Here is a 20,401-nt window from a genome sequence, read left to right on the forward strand (position 1 = left end):
GTGGTACCCGTCGCGGTTGGTGACGATGACGTCCTCCACGGGCGGCGCCTTGTCGGCAGCGCTGCCCGGGGCCCAGTCGCTGCCGGCGGCCGGGGCGAAGGCCGTGTGTTCGGCGGCGAGCCGGGCCAGTTCGGCGGTCTCGGCGGCGCTCTCCTCATGGTCCCCGTTGCGTGAGTCGCCGACCGCGCCCAGGGCGAGCCCGCTGGTCCAGTCGACGACAGAGGCACCGCGTGCTCCGGGAAGCCGCATGACCTCCAGGAGACACTCGTCGATTCCGGGCACGCCTCGAACTCCCCACCTGATCGTCGTGCATGTGTCACTGGTGCAGCTGTGACGACGAGGCTACGGACGGTGCGGAGGCCAGGTGAGGCTTATGGCATTTTCCAGTGGAACATGCGCTGGAGGACTAAAATCCGCCAACCATCCGCAGAAGGTGGCGGATTGATGTGGATCTGGCCCGGATCGTGAACGGCGGCCACGGTACGCCGATGACCACCTATTGACTAGTCCTATTCAGGGAGTCAGGATGTGAATAGAAGACTGAACAGCTGATGGATACGCACACCAGGAGGCCGCCGATGTCAGGACCCCGCCCCGTACGAGCCCCGCGCGGCACCGAGCTCAACACCCTCGGGTGGCAGCAGGAGGGCGCCCTGCGGATGCTCATGAACAACCTGGACGGCGAGGTGGCGGAGCACCCCGACAAGCTCGTCGTCTACGGCGGCACGGGCAAGGCGGCCCGGTCCTGGGAGGCGTACGACGCGATCGTGCGCACGCTGAAGACGCTGAAGTCGGACGAGACCCTCCTCGTCCAGTCCGGCAAGCCGGTCGGCGTGCTGCGCACCAGCGAGTGGGCGCCGCGCGTGCTGCTCGCCAACTCCAACCTGGTCGGCGACTGGGCCAACTGGGAGGAGTTCCGCAAGCTGGAGGCCGAGGGCCTCATGATGTACGGCCAGATGACGGCCGGCTCGTGGATCTACATCGGCTCGCAGGGCATCGTCCAGGGCACGTACGAGACCTTCGGCGCGGTCGCCCGCAAGAAGTTCGACGGCACGCTCGCCGGGACCATCACGCTCACCGCCGGTGTCGGCGGCATGGGCGGCGCCCAGCCGCTGGCCATCTCGATGAACGAGGGCGTCGCGCTCTGCGTCGACGTCGACGAGACGCGCATCGACCGCCGCATCGGCACCCGCTACCTCGACGTCAAGGCCGACAACCTCGACCATGCGCTTGAGCTGGCGGTCCAGGCCCGCGACGAGCGCCGCGCCCTGTCCATCGGCGTCGTCGGCAACGCCGCGGAGGTCTTCCCGGAGCTGCTGCGCCGCGGCGCCCCGATCGACATCGTCACCGACCAGACCTCGGCCCACGACCCGCTCGCCTACCTGCCCGTCGGCGTCTCGGTCGAGGACTGGGACAAGGAGCGCGAGGCGGACCCGGCCGGCTTCACGGAGAAGGCGCGCCAGTCGATGCGCCTGCACGTCGAGGCCATGGTCGGCTTCCTGGACGCGGGCGCCGAGGTCTTCGACTACGGCAACTCGATCCGCGACGAGGCCCGCAAGGCGGGCTACGACCGCGCCTTCGACTTCCCCGGCTTCGTCCCGGCGCACATCCGCCCGCTGTTCGAGGAGGGCCTCGGCCCGTTCCGCTGGGCGGCACTGTCCGGCGACCCCGAGGACATCGCCAAGACGGACAAGGCCATCAAGGAACTCTTCCCCGAGAACAAGCACCTGCACCGCTGGCTGGACATGGCCGCCGACCGCATCGCCTTCGAGGGTCTCCCGGCGCGCATCTGCTGGCTCGGCTACGGCGAACGCCACCTGGCGGGTCTCAAGTTCAACGAGATGGTGGCGTCCGGCGAGCTCTCCGCCCCCGTCGCGATCGGCCGCGACCACCTCGACTCGGGCTCGGTCGCGTCCCCGTACCGCGAGACCGAGTCCATGAAGGACGGCTCCGACGCGATCGCCGACTGGCCGCTCCTGAACGCCCTGGTCAACACGTCGTCCGGCGCGACCTGGGTCTCCCTTCACCACGGCGGCGGCGTCGGCATGGGCCGCTCCATCCACGCGGGCCAGGTCTGCGTCGCGGACGGCACTCCGCTCGCCGCGGAGAAGATCGAGCGCGTCCTCACGAACGACCCGGCGATGGGCGTCATCCGCCACGTCGACGCGGGCTACGACCACGCGATCGACGTCGCGGCCGAGCGCGGCGTCCGCGTCCCGATGCGGGAGGGCGAGTGACGAATCAAGCCGGTCCCGCCACTCAAGCCCCTGCGGCGTTTGAGCAGGACCGTCCGGCAGGACTTTCGGGAAGGGGCGGGGTGGGGAATCCTCCGAGCTTCCTGGAGATGTGGCGCGAGCTGCACCCCATCGGCCGCAACCCCGACTCCGGCGGCTACAGGCGCTACGCCTGGACGGCGGCCGACACCGACTGCCGCGCCTGGTTCAAGGCCCAGGCCGAATCCCGCGGCCTGACCTACGAACTGGACCGCAACGGCAACCAGTGGGCCTGGCAAGGCGACCCACAGGCCGGCGACGCCATCGTCACGGGCTCCCACCTGGACTCCGTCCCGGACGGCGGCGCCTTCGACGGCCCCCTCGGCGTCGTCTCCTCCTTCGCCGCCCTGGACGAACTCCACCGCAGGGGAGCGGAGTTCACCAAGCCCCTCGCGATCACCAACTTCGGCGACGAGGAGGGCGCCCGCTTCGGCCTCGCCTGCGTCGGCTCCCGCCTCACGTCCGGTGTCCTCACCCGCGAGGCGGCCCACCAGCTCACGGACGCCGACGGGATCACCCTCCCGCAGGCGATGGAGCGGGCGGGCCACGACCCGGACGCGATCGGCGCCGACCGCGAACGCCTGGACCGTATCGGCGCGTTCATCGAACTCCACGTGGAGCAGGGCCGCGCCCTCGACCTGTCCGGCGACGCCGTCGGCATCGCCAGCTCCATCTGGCCGCACGGCCGCTGGCGCTTCGACTTCCGCGGCGAGGCCAACCACGCGGGCACGACCCGCCTGGTCGACCGCCGCGACCCGATGCTGTCCTACGCGGAGACGGTCCTGGCTGCCCGTCGCGAAGCCCAACTGGCAGGCGCAGTAGCGACATTCGGCAAGATCTCGGTCGAGCCGAACGGCGTCAACGCGATCCCCTCCCTCGTACGCGGCTGGCTCGACTCGCGCGCCGCCGACCAGCAGTCCCTGGACGCGACGGTCACGGGGATCGAGAGGGCGGCCCGCGAATACGCCGACGCGCACGGCATCGACGTATCGCTGACCCGTGAGTCGTTCACGCCGATCGTCGAGTTCGACAACGCGCTGCGCGACGAGCTCGCCCGCATCCTGGGCACATCCGACGCCCTGCGGGTCCCCGTCCTCGGAACGGGAGCGGGACACGACGCGGGAATCCTCGCCCAGTCGATCCCCACCGCCATGCTGTTCGTACGCAACCCGACGGGCGTCTCGCACTCCCCGGCCGAGAACGCGGCCGAGGACGACTGCCTGGAAGGGGTACGCGCACTGGCCGACGTACTGGAAGGACTGGCCTGCACGTGACGCAGACGACGACGTACTGGTTGGAACACGCCTGGCTCGGCACGCATGTCGAGCCGGGCGTGGCGGTGGACGTGTCCGAGCAAGACGGGGTGGGCCGCTTCACGGCGGTCCGCACGGGGGTCGGCGCACCCACGCCCGGCGCGACCGCGCTGCGCGGCCTCACCCTCCCCGGCCTCGCCAATGCCCACAGCCACGCCTTCCACCGGGCGCTCCGATCGACCGTGCAGGTCGGCTCGGGGACGTTCTGGACGTGGCGCGAGGTCATGTACTCGGTGGCGGACCGCCTGACGCCGGACACGTACCACGCGCTGGCGCGGGCGGTCTACGCGGAGATGGCACTGGCAGGGATCACGGCGGTGGGGGAGTTCCACTATCTCCACCACGCCCCCGGCGGCACGGCGTACGCCGACCCGAACGCGATGGGCGAGGCGCTGATCGCGGCGGCCGAGGAAGCCGGCATCCGCATCACCCTCCTCGACACGGCGTACGTCTCCTCCGGCTTCGGCAAGGAACCGGACCACCACCAGCGGCGCTTCAGCGACGGCACGGCGCAGGCGTGGGCGGAGCGCGCGTCGCTGCTCAAGGACCGCGCGCACGCCCGGATCGGAGCTGCCGTCCACTCGGTACGAGCGGTCCCCGCCGCACAGCTCTCGACGGTCGCGGAATGGGCGTCGGCCCGCCGGGCCCCCCTCCACGTACACCTCTCCGAGCAGACGGCGGAGAACGACGCGTGCGAGGCGGCCCACGGCTGCACCCCCACCCAACTCCTCTCGGACAACGGCGTATTGGGCCCCCGCACGACGGGCGTCCACAACACCCACCTCACGGACGCGGACATCGCGCTGCTCGGCGGCTCGTCCACGGGCACCTGCATGTGCCCGACGACGGAACGCGACCTGGCGGACGGCATCGGCCCGGCGGTGGCACTGGAGCGGGCGGGTTCGCCCCTCTCCCTCGGCTCCGACAGCCACGCGGTGATCGACCTCTTCGAAGAGGCGCGCGCCATGGAGCTGAACGAACGCCTCCGTACCCGTACGCGCGGCCACTGGACGGCAGCGGCCCTCCTCCGCGCGGCCTCGGCCGCCGGCCACGCGTCCCTCGGCTGGGACGACGCGGGCGCGATCGAGCCGGGCGCGATCGCCGACCTGGTCACGATCCGCCTCGACTCCGTCCGCACGGCGGGCCCCGAGCCCCGCTTCGGCGCGGAGACGGCGGTGTTCGCGGCGAGCGCGGAAGACGTCTCCGACGTGGTGGTGGGCGGCCGGGTGGTGGTCCGCGACGGCACCCACGCCCGCCTCGGCAACGTCGCCGAAGCCCTGACGTCGACAATCGCAGCGCTGCACGCCTAACGCCTCGGGGCTCCGCCCCGGACCCCGCTGCTCAATCGCCGCAGGGGCTGAAAGATCGCCTCAATCGCCGGCGGGGCTTGATTATCAAGCCCCTGCGGCGATTGAGCAGGCCCGTCCGGCAGGACTTTCGGGCAGGCCCGCCTACCCACCCAGCCCGCCCGGCAGGACTTTCGGGCAGGCCCGCCCACCCAGCCCGCCCGGCGATTGAGGGCTTTCGGGAAGGGGCGGGGCGGGGAGGAGAACCCCGGCCACCACGGAGAGGAACCATGACCACCACCACGGCCATCACCAACATCGGCACCCTGGTCACGAACGACCCGACCCTCGGCGAGGGCCCCCTCGGCCAACTCCACAACGCCGCCATCGTCATCGAGAACGGCAAAATCGCCTGGACCGGCCCAACAACCAAGGCCCCCGCAGCCGACACCACCCACGACGCGGCCGGCCGCGCCGTGATCCCCGGCTTCGTCGACTCCCACTCCCACCTCGTCTTCGCCGGCGACCGCACCGCCGAGTTCAACGCCCGCATGTCGGGCCAGAGCTACTCCGCGGGCGGCATCCGCACCACAGTGGCTGCAACCCGCGCAGCCACGGACGAGTCCCTGGAAGCCAACCTCAAGCACCACCTGGCGGAGGCCCTCCGCCAGGGCACGACAACGTTCGAAACCAAGTCGGGCTACGGCCTCACGGTCCAGGACGAAGAACGCGCCCTGCGCATCGCATCGGCCCACACCGACGAGGTCACCTACCTGGGCGCCCACATCGTCTCCCCGGACTACGCCGACGACCCGGCGGCATACGTGGACCTGGTCACCGGCGACATGCTGGACGCCTGCGCCCCCCACGCCCGCTGGGTCGACGTCTTCTGCGAAAAGGGCGCCTTCGACGGCGACCAGGCCCGCGCGATCCTGGTGGCAGGCAAGGCCAAGGGCCTGCTCCCCCGCATCCACGCGAACCAGCTCAGCTACGGCCCCGGTGTCCAACTCGCAGTAGAGCTCGACGCGGCGAGCGCCGACCACTGCACCCACCTCACGGATGCGGACGTCGACGCCCTCGCGAACGGCAACACGGTGGCCACCCTCCTCCCCGGCGCCGAGTTCTCCACCCGCGCCGAGTGGCCGAACGCCCGCCGCCTCCTGGACGCGGGCGCGACGGTCGCGTTGTCGACGGACTGCAATCCGGGCTCGTCCTACACGTCCTCCGTCCCCTTCTGTATCGCCCTCGCCGTACGGGACATGGGCATGACCCCCGACGAGGCCCTCTGGTCGGCCACGGCGGGCGGCGCGAAGGCCCTCCGCCGCACGGACGTCGGCCACCTCTCCCCGGGCGCCCGCGCCGACCTGACCTTCCTGGACGCCCCGAGCCACGTCCACTTCGCGTACCGCCCGGGCGTCCCGCTGGTCTCGGAGGTGTGGCGAGCCGGAGCGCGGGCCGCCTGAGCCGCACCGCTCGCGGGCCGGAGGCATCTACTGGGCCGGCCTCAGCCATGTGGCCCGCATCCGCGATCCGGGATCATGTCCTTGGACGTCGTTGCTCAGGCGCTGGAGGAAGCCGTGACCGCTGAACGCCCCGACTGGATGATCCCGCCGAGGCCGAGTGGCTGGGAGGCGGACGACCTCGATCACCTTCCCCAGGCGCCGCGGCACACCGAACTCCTCGACGGATCCTTGATCTTCAGGATGTCGCCGCAGCGGTCCTGGCACTCCCGGCTGGTGGAGAACCTGACCTTCACCCTTCGGCAGGCCGCTCCGGCGGGGTTCGACACCGAGCGTGAGATGACCGTCCGGTTGGACAGGAAGAGCCGCCCCGAGCCCGACATCCTGGTGACCACCGCCGCGTACGACCCGGACCGTACCTGGTACGCGCCCGCGGACGTGGTGCTGGTCATCGAGGTCGTCTCGGAGGAGTCGGCCGACCGGGACCGGTCCCTGAAGCCCTTCAAGTACGCGCAGGCCCGGATCCCCCACTTCTGGCGCATCGAGGACGAGGCGGGCGCCCCCGCCGTCCACACCTACGAACTCGACACCATGACGCACACGTACGTCGCCACCGGCATCCACCGCGATCGCCTGAAGACGGCCGTCCCCTTCCCCGTCGACATCGGGCTCAGGAGCCTGGTGCCCTGACGCACGCGAGGAGGATCACCGGTCCTCCTCGCCACGCATCCGCAGCAACACGTCGGACAACGTGGATGGGGCGCCCGTCCGAGCGGGCAGCGGCTGCCAGTCGCCGAGTCCGCGAGCCGACGCCGCGTTGTCCGGATCGACGGTCCCCGTACGAACCAGGTCCTCCAGGACCCGCCGCTCGGGGATGGCGCGCGTGTGGTCATGGCCTCACGCTACGAGCACGATGCGGCGCTTGCCGAAAACGTGCGGCATCGTCACCCGGCCGAGCTCGGCGGTGTGGTCGCCAACTCCGGCCCCACCCCGGCCATTTCGGTGGACAGGTGGACGGCTTTCGTAAACTTCGCCGCAAAGTCCGCGCTACAGTAATCGCGTCATCACGCTCCGTGTGTAAACGCGGGGCGGCCCCCAGCGGTGCAGCAACACCGATCTGAGGGCCTTCACCGGCGAATGGATCAGAGGTCCACCGCGATGCTCAAGCATGCTATCCCGCCTGCCCGTTTCTTCTCTCAGGTTCCGAACGAGATCATCCGGAATCCGCGTCTGAACGGCACGGCCGTACGCCTCCTCCTCTGGGCCCTGTCCCTCCCCGAGGGCTCCCGGGAAACCGTCCAGTCCCTCGGCGAGAAGATGCCGGAAGGCCGTCTGGCCGTACGCAAGGCCAGGCGGCAGCTGGAGGAGGAGGGCTACCTCCACACCCGGCGCACGCAGGACCCGGAGACCGGTCGCTGGACCACCCAAGTCGTCGCTTCCAACGTGCCGTTGACCTCCCCCGAGGAGGTCGCCGTCGCCTTCGGGCCGAGTGTCCAGGACCCGCCCGTCGGTGACGCGACGGGGCAGGCCGTCGGCGCATGCCCCTTGGGTGAAACACCGATGGACAACACCCCCAACCGTGGGGCGGCGTTCCTGGAACGCCTCGCCGACCGCGAACCGGCGCTGCGCCTGGGCGCTCGTGACGTCGAAAGCCTCGCGCCGCTCATCGACGCCGCACTGGCGACCGGCGCCACCGAAACCGACCTCCGCCGCTGCCTGACCACGGACCTGCCACGCGCACTCCGCTCCGCTGCCGCCCTCGTCAGGTACCGCCTGGAGAACCGGCCGCCTACGGCTGCCCCGACAACTGCCGTCCAGCGCACGCAAGTTGTACCGCTCGGTGAGTGCGCCGAGTGCCGCGACCCGCTGCCGCGCGGAGTCGGGAAGGGGATCTGCCGCAGCTGCGCCGGGCTGGAGGCGAAGTCGTCGACGGTTCCGGCGGCCGCCCCCGGCCAGGGCCTGCGCGACGTGATCGCCCTCGCGAGGGCCGCGCTGCGCCCCGTCGACTAGCGATTACAGGCTCTTGCCCGCCCGCCAGCGCTGCTCGTCCCCGCCGTGGAACTTCCGTTGGCCCACCCGGAACGTGCCGTCGTCGAGCGGGGTGAGGGCTGTCGCACGGTCGGTGGCGGGGCGGATCGAGCCGTCGCCGTGGATCGAGAAGGCGAGGTTCTCGGGGTTGGCGCCGTCGGCCGCCGCGCAGCGCCAGAGGCCGATCGTGCGGTCGGTGTCGCCGCGGTTGTCCAGGCAGAAGTCGGGGTTGGCGGCGGACTGGATGACGTCGCGGGCCGCGTCCACGCGCCACTGCTGGCTGCCCGTGCGGTCGCACTTCGCGGCCACGACGTCGTCGCCGTCAGCCATGGGCGTGCGGGAGACGTCGAGGCACAGGCCGGAGGCGACGTCGATCACCTCCGCGTAGTCCTCGCCGGGCGGGAGGAAGCGCGGAGGCTTCGGCTCGTGGGTGGACGAGGACGGCTTCGGGGTCGGCTCGGCCCGCGAGGGCGGCGGCACCGTGACCGTCTCCGTGCTCCGCGCGGTCGTCGTCGCCGTGGCGGTCGTCGTGGTTGTGGTGGTGGCCGTCGTCGTCGCCGTGACCGTCACCCGGACCGGGGGTGGTGTCGAGGGCGTGGCGCCCATGCCCTGGCCCACCGCCGAGAGGTCCGGGCGGCCCTCCGTCAGCGTCAGGATCAGCAGCGGTACGAGCGCCACGCCGACCGCGGCCGAGGCGAGCGCGAAGCCCATCGGTGTCGCGCGGACGGCCGTGTGGTTCCGGGCTGCCCTTCGGCGGGCGCGGCGGGCCGGGCGGCGGTCCGCCCGCGTCGGCGGCTTCGCGCGGTGGCGGCGCGGGGCCGCTGCCGGGGGCGCGGGGGCCTCGGTCAGTAGGTAGTCCGTGCCGCCCCACGGCAGCAGGCCCTCCGCGAGGGCGCGGCGCGGGTCGTCACGGAGAGCCGTCAGTGCCAGGTACGCGGCGGTGCAGCTCGGGCAGCGGGCGAGGTGCGAGTCGAGGTCGGCGGTGCCGCGCGGCCGGCCCGGTCTGGTCGCCTCCTCGATGAGGCGCCCGTAACCGCGGCAGTGCGTGCCCTGCGCGCGGGCGACGCGCGCCGCGAGGCAGGCGTCGCGCAGTGCGTCGAGCGCCGCACCGCGCGCCTGCGCCACGTCCCGCGCGGGCACGGCGATGGCGATACCCGTGGCGGCGTCGGAATCCCCGTCCACCACGGAGTGCCACAGCAGCGTCTGGGCGTGCGGCGCCAGCGTATGGAAGGCGGAGAGCAGCGCGGGCGCCCGGTGGGCGTCGGGTCGGCCGAGGGCGCCCAGCAGGCCGGGAGCGAGGAGGGCGCGGCGCTCGTCGGCGGCCCACTCGGCCGCGGTGCGGTGGACGAGCAGCAGCGCGTGGTGCCGCCAGGAGCCGCGCGGTTCGACGCCGCGCGCGACCTCGCGTGCGGCGCGCGCGAAGGCCTGCGCGCCCAACTGCCGTGCGGAGTCCGGGTCGTTGGCGCACACCCGCGCGTAGGCGAGGAGCGCGTGCCGGTGCCTGCCGCGCAGCTCGCCGAGCGCCTGGTACGCGGCCGGTGCGTCGGCCCGCAGCAGGGCGACGAGCCGGTGGTCGGGCGCCGTGGCATGGACGCCACCGTTCGCAGACACCGTGTCTTCTCCTGTCGACGAGGCCCAGAGCCGAGGCCTGGATGGGTGCTCATAGTGGTGCAGGAGAGGTGGTACGGGTAGGTGTTCCCCGCGGTAACCGGGCGTTGATCGGCGGGAGTTGGCGCAAAAAACACCGAGGGGGCCGACCGTGGTGACGGTCGACCCCCTCGGCGTGACAGGGCGTTACAGGTGTCGCAGGTGGTGCAAGTGGTGCAAGTGGTGCAGGTGGTGCAAGTACTGCGGGGTCGAGCGATTATTCCTCGAGCGTCAGACCCTTGCGCAGGCGCACCAGCGTCCGCGACAGCAGCCGCGATACGTGCATCTGCGAGATGCCCAGTTCCTCACCGATCTCGGACTGCGTCATGTTGGCGACGAAGCGCAGCGAGAGGATCTTGCGGTCGCGCGGCGGGAGGTCGGCGATCAGCGGCTTCAGGGACTCGACGTACTCGATGCCTTCGAGTCCGTGGTCCTCGTAGCCGATGCGGTCCGCGAGCGCGCCCTCGGAGTCGTCCTCCTCCGGCTGGGCGTCGAGCGAGCTGGCGGTGTAGGCGTTGGACGCCGCCATGCCCTCGACGACCTCTTCCTTCGACAGGCCCAGGCGTTCGGCGAGCTCGCCCACCGTGGGGGCGCGATCGAGCTGCTGGGCGAGTTCGTCGCCCGCCTTGGCGAGGTCGAGACGGAGTTCCTGGAGGCGCCGGGGAACCCGCACCGACCAGGACGTGTCGCGGAAGAAGCGCTTGATCTCGCCGACGATGGTCGGCATCGCGAAGGTCGGGAACTCGACGCCGCGGCTCAGCTCGAACCGGTCGATCGCCTTGATCAGGCCGATGGTGCCGACCTGGATGATGTCCTCCATCGGTTCGCTGCGGGAGCGGAACCGGGAGGCCGCGAACTTGACCAGAGCCAGGTTCAGCTCGACCAGTGTGTTGCGGACGTACGAAAATTCGTGAGTGCCTTCTTCGAGGGACTCGAGGCGCTCGAAGAGGGTCTTGGAGAGGGCTCGGGCGTCGAGCGGCCCCACCTCGTCGAACGGAGGGATCTCCGGGAGACCTTCGAGGCCCTCAAGGGTCTCGGTCTCGACGTCGATGTGCGTTTCCGGGGGGAGTGTCGACGTCGCCAGGTCAGTACGCGATTCGTCGAGCCGGGCTGACATGATGTCCTCCATGCGTTCTCGGCATATGGCTGCCGATGCCAATGCGTGCACTGCTTCTTAGTGCGGCGCCTCCAAAGCCGGTCGTGGTCGAAAGTTGTCCTTACTAGGCCTACCCGTTTTCCACACCCGGTCGCAAGTGCGCTCTGTGCTGAAATGTCCGAATTCTAGAGGTTGTTCGGGTGCCGATGCGCAGTCGGAGGGCGTAGTGTTCGAGGGCGTCAATCGGCACGTCGAAGGCAGCGAGAGAGAGACGTCATGGACCGCGGGACAGTCGGCAGTGCGCATCGGGGCCGGCTTCTGGTCGAGGTGCGGCAAGAGGGCTCCAGTGCCGTCGTGACACCGGCCGGTGAGTTGGATCACCATACGGCCGATCTGCTGCGCGACCCCCTGGATGAATGCCTCAACAATGGACATTCCCGGCTGGTGATCGACTGTTCACGCCTCGAATTCTGCGATTCGACGGGGTTGAACGTGCTGCTCGGGGCCCGTCTCAAGGCCGAGGCGGCCGGTGGCGGAGTGCACCTCGCGGGCATGCTCCCGGTGGTTGCCAGGGTGTTCGAGATCACTGGCGCGGAGGCCGTCTTTACGGTGCACGCGTCACTCGACGACGCCCTCGCGCCGGACCCCTCCGGCGACTGACCGGAACCGGGCGACTGCGTGCTGTGGTCGACCGCAGAAGTTACGCTCCAGTTGTCGCTACGTGATCGCGGCGTTACCAGCGTCACAGGAGCCGTTCTCAACAAGTGGGTGTTTCCGTCGTTCCGTCGGGCAGGAGACCCCCGAACACGACTCCGACCCTGCGACTTCGATGACCCTCCGACCCCGATCCTCGACCCGGACTTCTTGGCCGGGCAGTGGGCACTCGGACCCTGAACCTGAATCCTGAAGCTGAATTGGTGAATCGGTGAGGTGAAGTGCTGATGAGCACCACCCGGCCTTACTCGCCGGGCGACCACGGCCCCGAGTCCGGTGAAGTGCCGGTCTTCGCGGGTCCGCGGGTCCGCAGGCTGAGCCTCAGCGGCGCGAGTGGCATCGTGCCGCTCGCCCGCGACTTCACCCGCGAGGCGCTGCATGCCTGGGGCTGGCTGCCGGCGGCGACCGCGGACCGCCGGGCCGCGGCGGAGGACGTGCTGCTCGTCGTCTCCGAACTCGTCACGAACGCGTGCCTGCACGCCGAGGGGCCCGACGAGATCATCCTGTACTTCGGCGACTCCCCGGCCAACAAGGTGCTGCGCATCGAGGTCGCGGACCGCGGGGCGGGCCAGCCGGCGCCGCGCACCCCGCACCGGGTCGGCCGGCCCGGCGGGCACGGCATGTTCATCGTCCAACGCCTCTGCCTCGACTGGGGAGTTGTCCGCACCCCGGGCGTCACGGGCAAGGTCGTGTGGGCGGAGGTCGGCGCCCCCGCGTAGCCCCCTTTCGTACGGTTTGAAGAGCACGCCGGATCGACTTCGATCCGGCGTGCTCTTTGTCTTCCCTCGACAAGGCCCCCGGCGTACCTTGAGCCACCCAGATCTGATGAACCGTCAGTAACCTTCGGTCTGAAGGGACTTCGAGGTGTCGTACCGGACGTACCAGAAACGAACCGCCGCGTTCGCGCTCAGCGCGGCTTTGGCAGGCTCGGCGGTGCTGATGGCCGCCCCCACCGCCTCGGCCACGGTGCAGAACGTCAACTACCAGTGCAAGACGCCGATCGGGAACAAGGGAGCCGTCTCCCCGATCGACATGAAGAGCGCCAAGAGCGGCAGCGGCTACAAGATCACGATGTCCTTCCAGAAGGGCGTCTCCTCCAGCCCCGTCGAGCTCGGCAAGGGTGCGATGCATCCGAGCGCGGTCATCAAGGTGGGCGGCGCCGACAGTGGCCAGTTCACGGCGACCGGGCCCGCGAACGACAAGGCGATCCCCGCCAACAGTCCGATCAAGATCAGTGACCTGACGGGGACGTACACCCCCAAGAAGAGCGGCAACGTGAACTTCACCGCCGGCGTCCTCACCATCAAGGCGCTCGGTACGAACACCACCTGTACGCCGTCCAACAGTCCCAAGCCGTCGCTCGAGATGGACGTGAAGGGGGCCGCGGGTGGCGGTGGTGCCGCGGACTCCGGGTCCTCGGCGTCCGCGCCGTCCGGGGGTGGGGAGTTGCCGCAGACCGGGCCGGAGGATTCGGCGATTGCGCTGGGGACGTTGGGTGGAACGGTGCTTCTGGCCGGGGCGGCGGGAGTGTTGTGGTTGACCCGGCGGAATCAGGCGGCGTCCCGTTAAGGGGGCGTGAGTCGTCGAGATGACGTTGCGCTCGTCGATGGGTGGTGGGGTCCCGCGGGGTTGCGGCCGCGGGGCTCTGCCCCGGACCCCGCGCCTCAATCGCCGGCGGGGCTTGAAAGGCCTGCTCAATCGCCGCAGGGGCTTGGAAGGCCTGCTCAATCGCCGCAGGGGCTTGAAATGGGGCTTCAGCCTCGTTCCCACCTTGCTCTGCGCCGTGGCGCTTGCCTTGGGCGGCCTCTCCGCTCCGGCCATCGCGGCCGGACCCGGTTGGACCGTCGCACCCTCCTCCGCCGGTGGTACGCGGCCCGCTGATGGGGATGGGCGGGCGTATGTCTATGCGGAGGGGGCGGCCGGGGCCGTGTTGGAGGACGAGGTGGCGGTCACGAATGAGAGTGGCAAGTCGCTGGAGGTCTCGTTGCGCGGGGCCGACGGCGAGGGTCGGGGTGATCGGAAGAAGGCCAAGGACACCGGGGCGTGGATTCGGTTCGCCGAGGAGTCCGTGAAGATCCCGGCGCGCACCCGCGCCGAGGTCCCCTTCACGGTCTCCGTACCCGCGGGCGCCACCCCCGGCGACCACCCGGGCGCGGTCGTGGCACGGGTCGCCGGGCGCGACGCCGCGGTCGGCGTCCACCTGCGGGTCAGCGGCCCCACGCTGTCCGCCCTCACGGTCGAGAACGTACGGGTGGACAAGGGCGCCATCGCCTACGACGTGGTCAACCGCGGCAACACGACGCTCGCGCCGCGCCTCGCGGTACGGGCCGACGGGATGCTCGGCGCCACCCTCGACAGGAGCCGGGCCCTGCCGGTGCAACTGCCGCCGGGCCGCAGGGTCAGCCTCACCGAACCATGGAAGAACGCCCCGGCGCTCGACGCCGTCGACGTGAAGGTGACGGTCACCGCGGGCGGCGGGGCGGCGGACTCGGCCACGGCGAGCGCCCGGTTCGTGCCGTGGCCGGTGGTCGGCGGGATCCTCGCCGTTCTCGCGGGCGCGGGCTGCGCCGTCTACTGGTACCTGCGCCGCAGGCGGCCCACCTGGCCCGTACCGCCGCACCTGCTCCGACTGCTCCGCCGACAAGGGAACGTAAGGAGTGCGCCATGAATCGCCGCCGCCGTAGCGCCTCGCGGCTGCTGACCGTCCTTGCCCTCCTGGGTGCCCTGCTCGCGGGGACCGCGCCCTGGGCAGGCTCCGCCTCCGCCGCCGACAAGCCGTCCGTGAGCCTCTCCAAGTCCCAGGCGGGGGCCGGGGGTTCGATCACCGTGAAGGGTGCGGACTGGCGGCCCGACACGCTGCTGATGATGCTGATCTGCGGGCAGTCGAGCCCGTCGCGCGGTGTCATCGGCGGCACCAACTCCTGTGCCAACGCCGAGGGCCGCGCGGTCACCACCGATGCCAAGGGAGCGTTCAGCAAGTCGCTTCCGGTCGCCGAGCCGCCGCAGTCGTGCCCGTGCGTCGTCCATGTCGCCACGGTGACCGGGCAGAAGGCGCAGGCGGACGCGGTGTTCCAGGTGGCGGGGCACCCCGTGAAGGCGCTGCCGAAGACGTCCGGCAGCGGGCAGCTGACCATGGTGGCCGACACCCGGCTCGAAGGCTCGGGCGGCCTGCTGACGTGGTTCGGCGCACCGCCGTCGCGGTCCTTCTCCTTCACCGTGGGCAACGTCGGTTCGAGCCCGGTCAAGAACCCCGTCTTCCAAGTCGGCACCTCCCACGGCGTGTTCGCGCCGCAATGGGAGGACCAGCAGTGGCGCGGCACGATCAAGCCGGGGCAGAAGGAGCGGATCAAGCTGCCCGTCGAGCTGTCGGCCGGCGCGCACGGCGACTATCTCGTCTCGCTCAAGTACGGCGGGAAGGTGCTGGCCGAACAGCCCTGGGGCGTGGGCCGTCCCTGGGGCGTCACCCTCTTCTGGATCCTGCTCTGCGTCGTCGTGCCGGCGGCCGTCTTCCGGATCGGCATGGCGGTCGTGGACCGCGTACGACCGCGTGATCGCCGGTCGAGGTCCAAGGGGCCGCGGTCCGGAGGTGGCGCGGGCGGGCGCACCGTACGGCTTCCGAAGGTGCGGCTGCCGCAGCAGAAACCGAAGCGGCCCGCGCCCGCCGACGCGCCCACCGCGCCGGCCGGCGCCGGCACGACACAGACCACGACTCTGCCCTGGTTCACCCCGGACACCGGTCCCTCCGGTCCGGAGCGGTCCGCGGCCGGTCAACTCTCCGCACCGTCAGAGAACAGTCCGACGACGAAAGGGAATACGTGAGCATCCAACGGAGAGTGAGCGCGGCGGGTGTCGCCCTGATGCTCGGCGGGGCGGGCCTGCTGTTCATGGGGGCGTCCCCCGCGCAGGCCGCCGACATCTCGTACAAGACGGAGTGCATACCGCCCTCGATCTCCGGGCTCGACCCGGTGCAGGGCACCACGATCACGCAGATCGCGGCGCCCGCCACGGCGAAGGTCGGCGACACGGTCAATGTGACCTGGAAGTTCATCCAGGGCGCGTCGAAGAACCCGGACGTCCTCGACCTCAGCGAGAACACCGTCCAGCCCACCGGCACGCTGAAGGCGGCCGGGGCGCAGACCGGTGACATCGACATGCAGGGGCCGCGCGAGAACCCGGCGATCCCCAAGAACAGTGCGATGAAGCTGTCCACGATGACGGGCAAGCTGAAGCTGGAGAAGGCGGGGGAGGTGAAGCTGGCCCCGGACAAGTACAACATCAACGTCAGCAAGCCGGTGTCGACGGACACCAAGTGCTCTCCGAAGGAGAGCGTGGATCCGGGCGCGGTCATCAAGGTCCTTGAGGGGGCCGCGAGTTCGGGCGGTTCGAGCAGCTCCGGTGGCGCCATCGGCGGTCTGCCGGGCACGTCGACGGGTGGCTCGTCGAGCTCCGGCGGCGACTCGGGCGGCTCCGGGGACTCCGGCGGCTCCGGCGATTCCGGTGGCTCCACGAGCGGCGGCGACGACAGCGGCGGCAAGAGCGACTTCACCGGCAAGGAGGTCAGCGTCCCCTACTCCTGCAAGACGCCCATCGGCGACAAGAGCGCCACGTCTCCGGTGCAGATCGACGCCAAGAAGGACGGCGGGAACTTCGGCATCACGGTGAAGTTCAAGAAGTCCGTGATGGACAGCCCCGCCGACATCCCGGCCGACTCGGTGAAACCGTCGATGGCGGTGAAGCTGGGCGGCTCCGACAAGGGCACGGTCCCCGTCGAGGGCCCGACCAACAAGAAGGCGTTCAAGTCCGGTGACCCGATCGAGATCCCGGACATGACCGGCACGTACAAGCCGGGCGCCGACGGCAAGTCGACGCTGTCGCCGGGCGTCCTCACGGTGAAGGCGCTGGGCACGACCACCACCTGCACGCCGAGCAAGGCTCCGGTCTCCCTGGAGCTCGACACGTCGAAGCAGGCGGGCGGCGCGGCCGGCGGCACGGGTTCGGCGGGCGGTTCGGCCGGCGGCTCGGCGGCGGGCGGCTCCGCGGCAACCGGCGGCGGCCTCGCCGAAACCGGCTCCTCCAACGACGGCGCCCTCCGCGCCCTCGGCCTGGCGGCCGGCACGGTGATCCTCCTGGGCGGCGCGGTCTTCACGTTCCTGCCGCGGGCGAGGAGGGTGGTCCGGCGGTAGCACGCGAAGGGGCCGCCGCACCGAACCGGTGCGGCGGCCCCTCAGTCGTGAACGGTCACGAGTAGTGATAGCGGGCCTTGAGGATCTTCACTTCCTTGTCGTCGGCCCGGTACACGAGCCGGTGTTCGTCATCGATGCGACGCGACCAGTAGCCCGACAGATCGCCCTTGAAGGGTTCGGGCTTGCCGATGCCCTCGAACGGGGTGCGCTGGATCTCCGCGATCAGGCGGGTGATCCGCCGCGCGGTCTTGCGGTCCGCCGACAGCCACCAGCTGAAGTCCTCCCAGGCGGCGGTGTCGAAGTGGACACTCCTCACTCCTCGCCCCCCGCGAGGTCGCGCAACTCGTCCAGCGACTTCTCGGCACCGGGATGGCCCGCGCGGTCCCGCGCCACGGCCTCCATCAGGCGCTGGGCGTTGGCGGGGGAGCGCAGCAGGTAGACCGTCTCCTGCCAGGCGTCGTAGTCGTCGGCGGACATCAGGACCGCGTCCCCGCCCCGCGACGTGATCCGTACGGGCTCGTGGTCGTCGTTGACACGCTCTATCAGCGGGAACAGGGTGGCGCGGGCCTCGCTGGCGCTGATGGACATGTCCGCTCCCTTGAGGTGGGGCCGTAGAGTCGTACGACTTCACGGTACCTACATTGTACCGAATTTCGGTACCACTGGGTGGGGCGGGACAGCCGCACGGAAAGCGCCGCCGCACCTGTGACGGGTACGGCGGCGCTTTCTCTGCGGCTGCTGCGGAGCGGAAGCGTGTTAGTTGACGCTGCCCATGAGCCCCTTGACCTTCTTGCGGTACATCCAGAACGCGATGCCCGCGAGGATCGCGAGGCCGGCCTCGGCGACGACCGCGCCCGAGGTGTTCAGGTCGACCCCGGCGGTCGAGAGCAGACCGGTGACGGAGTCGCCCGCGGTGACCGCGAGGAACCAGACACCCATCATCTGCGAGCCGTACTTCGCCGGAGCCATCTTGGTCGTGACCGAGAGGCCGACCGGGGAGAGGCAGAGCTCACCGATGGTCTGGATGAAGTAGATCGCCACCAGCCACATCGGGGAGACACGACCACCGTTGTTGGCGGTGTCGATCAGCGGCATGAGGAAGACGACGAAGGAGATGCCGATCAGGACCAGGCCCGAACCGAACTTGACCGCGGTGCTCGGCTCCTTGCCGCGCTTGTTCAGCCACAGCCAGGCGGAGGCGACCAGCGGGGCGAACGCCATGATGAAGATCGGGTTCAGCGACTGGTACCAGGAGGTCGGGAAGTCGAAGCCCAGCAGGTGGTTCGTCGTCGAGTTCTCGCCGAAGATCGAAAGCGTCGAACCGTTCTGGTCGTAGATCATCCAGAAGATGGCCGCGACGACGAAGAACCAGATGTAGCCGGAGAGCTTGGACTGCTCGTCGTTCGACAGCTCCTTGTCGCGCTTCATCTTGACCAGGACGGCGACCGGGATGATCAGGCCGATCAGCGTCAGCGGCACGAGCACCCAGTTGAGGGTGTAGGTGCCGGTCGCGACCACGATCACGTAGAAGACGGCGGCGACAACGGCCCAGATCAGCGACGTGCGCAGCGACTTGGCCTTCTCCTGCGCGCTGGCGGGCTTGACGACGACGTCGCTCTCGCTGCTCAGGTGACGCGTGCCGAACATGAACTGGGCCAGACCCAGGGCCATGCCGATCGCGGCGAGCCCGAAGCCGAAGTGCCAGCTGACGTTCTCACCGACGGTGCCGATGGTCAGCGGCGCCAGGAAGGCACCCAGGTTGATGCCGATGTAGAAGATGGTGAAGCCACTGTCGCGGCGCGGGTCCTGCGGGCCGTCGTAGAGGTGGCCGACCATCGTGGAGATGTTGGCCTTCAGCAGACCCGAGCCGAGCGCCACGAGCGCCAGGCCGACGAAGAACGTGCCCGAACCGGGCAGCGCCAGCGTGATGTGGCCGAGGATCACGATGCTCGCGCCGTAGGCCACCGTCTTGCGGGGGCCCCAGAAACGGTCTGCGAACCAGCCGCCGGGCTGGGCGAGCAGGTAGACCATGGACATGTAGACCGAGTAGATCGCCGTGGCGGTGGCGGGGTTCATGTGAAGCCCGCCGGGAGCGATCAGGTACAGCGGGAGCAGTGCCTTCATGCCGTAGAAGCTGAAACGCTCCCACATCTCGGTCATGAAGAGTGTGGCCAGTCCGCGGGGGTGGCCGAAGAAGGTCTTCTGCGAGCCGGGGGTACCGGCCGAGTCCTTCGTCAGGCTGGACGCCATGGTCGATCCTTGTGGGGTGTCGGGACGCGCCGCGGTGAAGCGGATACGCGCCCGGTGGGGCGGCCGGCACCGGAGTCCTGCCGCCCTTCCCACGCCCAGAGGGATGTGCCCGACGAGGTCTTCGTGCGGGACGAGGCACGGCGGACCCGAGATCCACACCCCGGCGCTTCATTACACGCGGGGCCCGGCCACAGGTCATTCCTAAAAACACTGACGGAAGTCAGCTCACACAAGAAAGGGACCTTGGGTGCGCAGTGCGCTCCAAAGGTCCCCCAGTAGTGCATCAGGCGTTGAATCACCTTACGAACGACTCAACGCCATATGGAAGGACTTGAGAGATGGATCACAGGCCTTCACGGAACCCCCCGCACTGTTTCAAAGGTCATCCCCACGATGACACCCGGACACCGCAGGGCGCGAACCCGGAAGCAAAAATTCCGTTCGCCGCGCGAGGCCGCTGTATCCGATCACCCCACGGGCGTCGTCCGCCGCGGACTACCATCACCCCATGACCCGTGTACTGCTCGCCGAGGACGACGCGTCCATCTCGGAGCCGCTGGCCCGTGCCCTGCGCCGCGAGGGTTACGAGGTGGAAGTGCGCGAGGACGGTCCCACCGCCCTCGACGCCGGACTGCAGGGAAGCATCGACCTCGTCGTGCTCGACCTCGGACTGCCGGGGATGGACGGCCTCGAGGTGGCCCGCAGAATGCGCGCCGAGGGGCACACGGTGCCGGTGCTCATCCTCACCGCCCGCGCGGACGAGGTGGACACGGTCGTCGGCCTCGACGCCGGCGCCGACGACTACGTGACCAAGCCCTTCCGCCTCGCCGAGCTCCTCGCCCGCGTCCGGGCCCTGCTCCGCCGCGGCGCCACCGAGCCGGTGCAGGCCCCGGCCACGCACGGCGTCCGTATCGACGTCGAATCGCACCGCGCGTGGATGGGCGAGGAGGAACTCCAGCTCACGGCCAAGGAGTTCGACCTCCTGCGGGTCCTCGTACGGGACGCGGGCCGCGTGGTCACCCGTGACCAGCTGATGCGCGAGGTCTGGGACACGACGTGGTGGTCGTCGACCAAGACCCTCGACATGCACATCTCCTGGCTCCGCAAGAAGCTCGGCGACGACGCGGCGAATCCGCGGTACATCGCGACGG

General features: G+C 70.2%; 19 protein-coding genes. 13 read left to right on the forward strand and 6 right to left on the reverse strand.

The genetic code is table 11. The features are described 5' to 3' along the window. Positions 1-282: hypothetical protein (locus ABT004_RS20785; RefSeq protein ID WP_351338877.1), on the reverse strand; the 282-nt coding region annotated here is incomplete at its 3' end. 296 nt (positions 283-578) lie between these two features. Here ABT004_RS20785 and hutU point away from each other — a divergent pair. The 6 genes from hutU (at position 579) to ABT004_RS20815 (ending at position 8,342) form a co-directional block, all read left to right on the forward strand. After that, positions 579-2,237 (forward strand): urocanate hydratase, encoded by a 1,659-nt coding sequence (hutU, locus tag ABT004_RS20790; protein WP_351338879.1) that lies wholly within the window; start codon positions 579-581, stop codon positions 2,235-2,237. Between the two features lie 107 nt (positions 2,238-2,344). Then, a complete protein-coding gene (locus tag ABT004_RS20795) occupies positions 2,345-3,547 on the forward strand; it encodes an allantoate amidohydrolase (protein ID WP_351338922.1) in 1,203 nt (400 codons plus the stop codon). Further along, on the forward strand, positions 3,544-4,896 hold the full coding sequence (locus ABT004_RS20800; RefSeq protein ID WP_451193168.1) for a formimidoylglutamate deiminase: 1,353 nt from the start codon (positions 3,544-3,546) through the stop codon (positions 4,894-4,896). The genes ABT004_RS20795 and ABT004_RS20800 overlap by 4 nt, the downstream gene beginning before the upstream one ends. Positions 4,897-5,162: 266 nt before the next feature. Further along, positions 5,163-6,335: an imidazolonepropionase gene (gene hutI, locus ABT004_RS20805; protein WP_351338882.1), complete on the forward strand. Its 1,173-nt coding sequence runs from the start codon at positions 5,163-5,165 to the stop codon at positions 6,333-6,335. Positions 6,336-6,410: 75 nt separating this feature from the next. After that, entirely contained in the window at positions 6,411-7,022 is a 612-nt protein-coding gene (locus ABT004_RS20810) for a Uma2 family endonuclease (RefSeq protein WP_451193165.1), read from the forward strand. Positions 7,023-7,490: 468 nt separating this feature from the next. Further along, complete coding sequence (locus ABT004_RS20815; protein WP_351338886.1) at positions 7,491-8,342, forward strand: hypothetical protein; 852 nt, start codon at positions 7,491-7,493, stop codon at positions 8,340-8,342. Between the two features lie 3 nt (positions 8,343-8,345). Here the strand turns inward: ABT004_RS20815 and ABT004_RS20820 are convergent, their stop codons facing one another. Beyond that, positions 8,346-9,971, reverse strand: coding sequence for a ricin-type beta-trefoil lectin domain protein (locus ABT004_RS20820; RefSeq protein WP_351338888.1), 1,626 nt, complete (start codon positions 9,969-9,971; stop codon positions 8,346-8,348). A 253-nt stretch (positions 9,972-10,224) separates the two neighbouring features. Then, complete coding sequence (locus ABT004_RS20825) at positions 10,225-11,136, reverse strand: RNA polymerase sigma factor SigF (RefSeq protein ID WP_351338891.1); 912 nt, start codon at positions 11,134-11,136, stop codon at positions 10,225-10,227. 243 nt (positions 11,137-11,379) lie between these two features. On the opposite strand from ABT004_RS20825, the gene ABT004_RS20830 reads away from it, so the two are divergent. The 6 genes from ABT004_RS20830 to ABT004_RS20855 all read left to right on the forward strand — a co-directional run bounded on the left by ABT004_RS20830 (position 11,380) and on the right by ABT004_RS20855 (position 17,000). Further along, positions 11,380-11,763: an STAS domain-containing protein gene (locus ABT004_RS20830; protein WP_351338893.1), complete on the forward strand. Its 384-nt coding sequence runs from the start codon at positions 11,380-11,382 to the stop codon at positions 11,761-11,763. Between the two features lie 281 nt (positions 11,764-12,044). Then, a complete protein-coding gene (locus ABT004_RS20835) occupies positions 12,045-12,536 on the forward strand; it encodes an ATP-binding protein (RefSeq protein WP_351338896.1) in 492 nt (163 codons plus the stop codon). A 145-nt stretch (positions 12,537-12,681) separates the two neighbouring features. Then, positions 12,682-13,386: an LPXTG cell wall anchor domain-containing protein gene (locus ABT004_RS20840; RefSeq protein ID WP_351338899.1), complete on the forward strand. Its 705-nt coding sequence runs from the start codon at positions 12,682-12,684 to the stop codon at positions 13,384-13,386. A gap of 373 nt (positions 13,387-13,759) precedes the next feature. Further along, positions 13,760-14,485: a COG1470 family protein gene (locus tag ABT004_RS20845; RefSeq protein ID WP_351338901.1), complete on the forward strand. Its 726-nt coding sequence runs from the start codon at positions 13,760-13,762 to the stop codon at positions 14,483-14,485. After that, positions 14,482-15,636, forward strand: a complete 1,155-nt coding sequence (locus tag ABT004_RS20850) for a hypothetical protein (RefSeq protein WP_351338903.1) — start codon at positions 14,482-14,484, stop codon at positions 15,634-15,636. Before ABT004_RS20845 ends, ABT004_RS20850 begins: the two co-directional genes overlap by 4 nt. Positions 15,637-15,674: 38 nt before the next feature. Continuing rightward, complete coding sequence (locus tag ABT004_RS20855; protein ID WP_351338928.1) at positions 15,675-17,000, forward strand: hypothetical protein; 1,326 nt, start codon at positions 15,675-15,677, stop codon at positions 16,998-17,000. Positions 17,001-17,055: 55 nt separating this feature from the next. Here ABT004_RS20855 and ABT004_RS20860 read toward each other — a convergent pair whose 3' ends face one another. From ABT004_RS20860 to ABT004_RS20870, 3 genes are all read right to left on the reverse strand, one after another. Further along, positions 17,056-17,316, reverse strand: a complete 261-nt coding sequence (locus tag ABT004_RS20860; RefSeq protein ID WP_351338906.1) for a Txe/YoeB family addiction module toxin — start codon at positions 17,314-17,316, stop codon at positions 17,056-17,058. Continuing rightward, positions 17,313-17,588, reverse strand: coding sequence for a type II toxin-antitoxin system Phd/YefM family antitoxin (locus ABT004_RS20865; RefSeq protein WP_351338908.1), 276 nt, complete (start codon positions 17,586-17,588; stop codon positions 17,313-17,315). The genes ABT004_RS20860 and ABT004_RS20865 overlap by 4 nt, the downstream gene beginning before the upstream one ends. A 168-nt stretch (positions 17,589-17,756) precedes the next feature. Further along, positions 17,757-19,250, reverse strand: a complete 1,494-nt coding sequence (locus tag ABT004_RS20870; protein WP_351338910.1) for a peptide MFS transporter — start codon at positions 19,248-19,250, stop codon at positions 17,757-17,759. A 508-nt stretch (positions 19,251-19,758) separates the two neighbouring features. Between ABT004_RS20870 and ABT004_RS20875 the strand changes: the two genes are divergently transcribed. Further along, on the forward strand, positions 19,759-20,401 hold a 643-nt coding region (locus tag ABT004_RS20875; protein WP_351338913.1), incomplete at its 3' end, for a response regulator transcription factor.

Origin of the sequence: Streptomyces sp. NPDC002790 (genome assembly GCF_040295505.1) — a bacterium.
Lineage (GTDB): Bacteria > Actinomycetota > Actinomycetes > Streptomycetales > Streptomycetaceae > Streptomyces.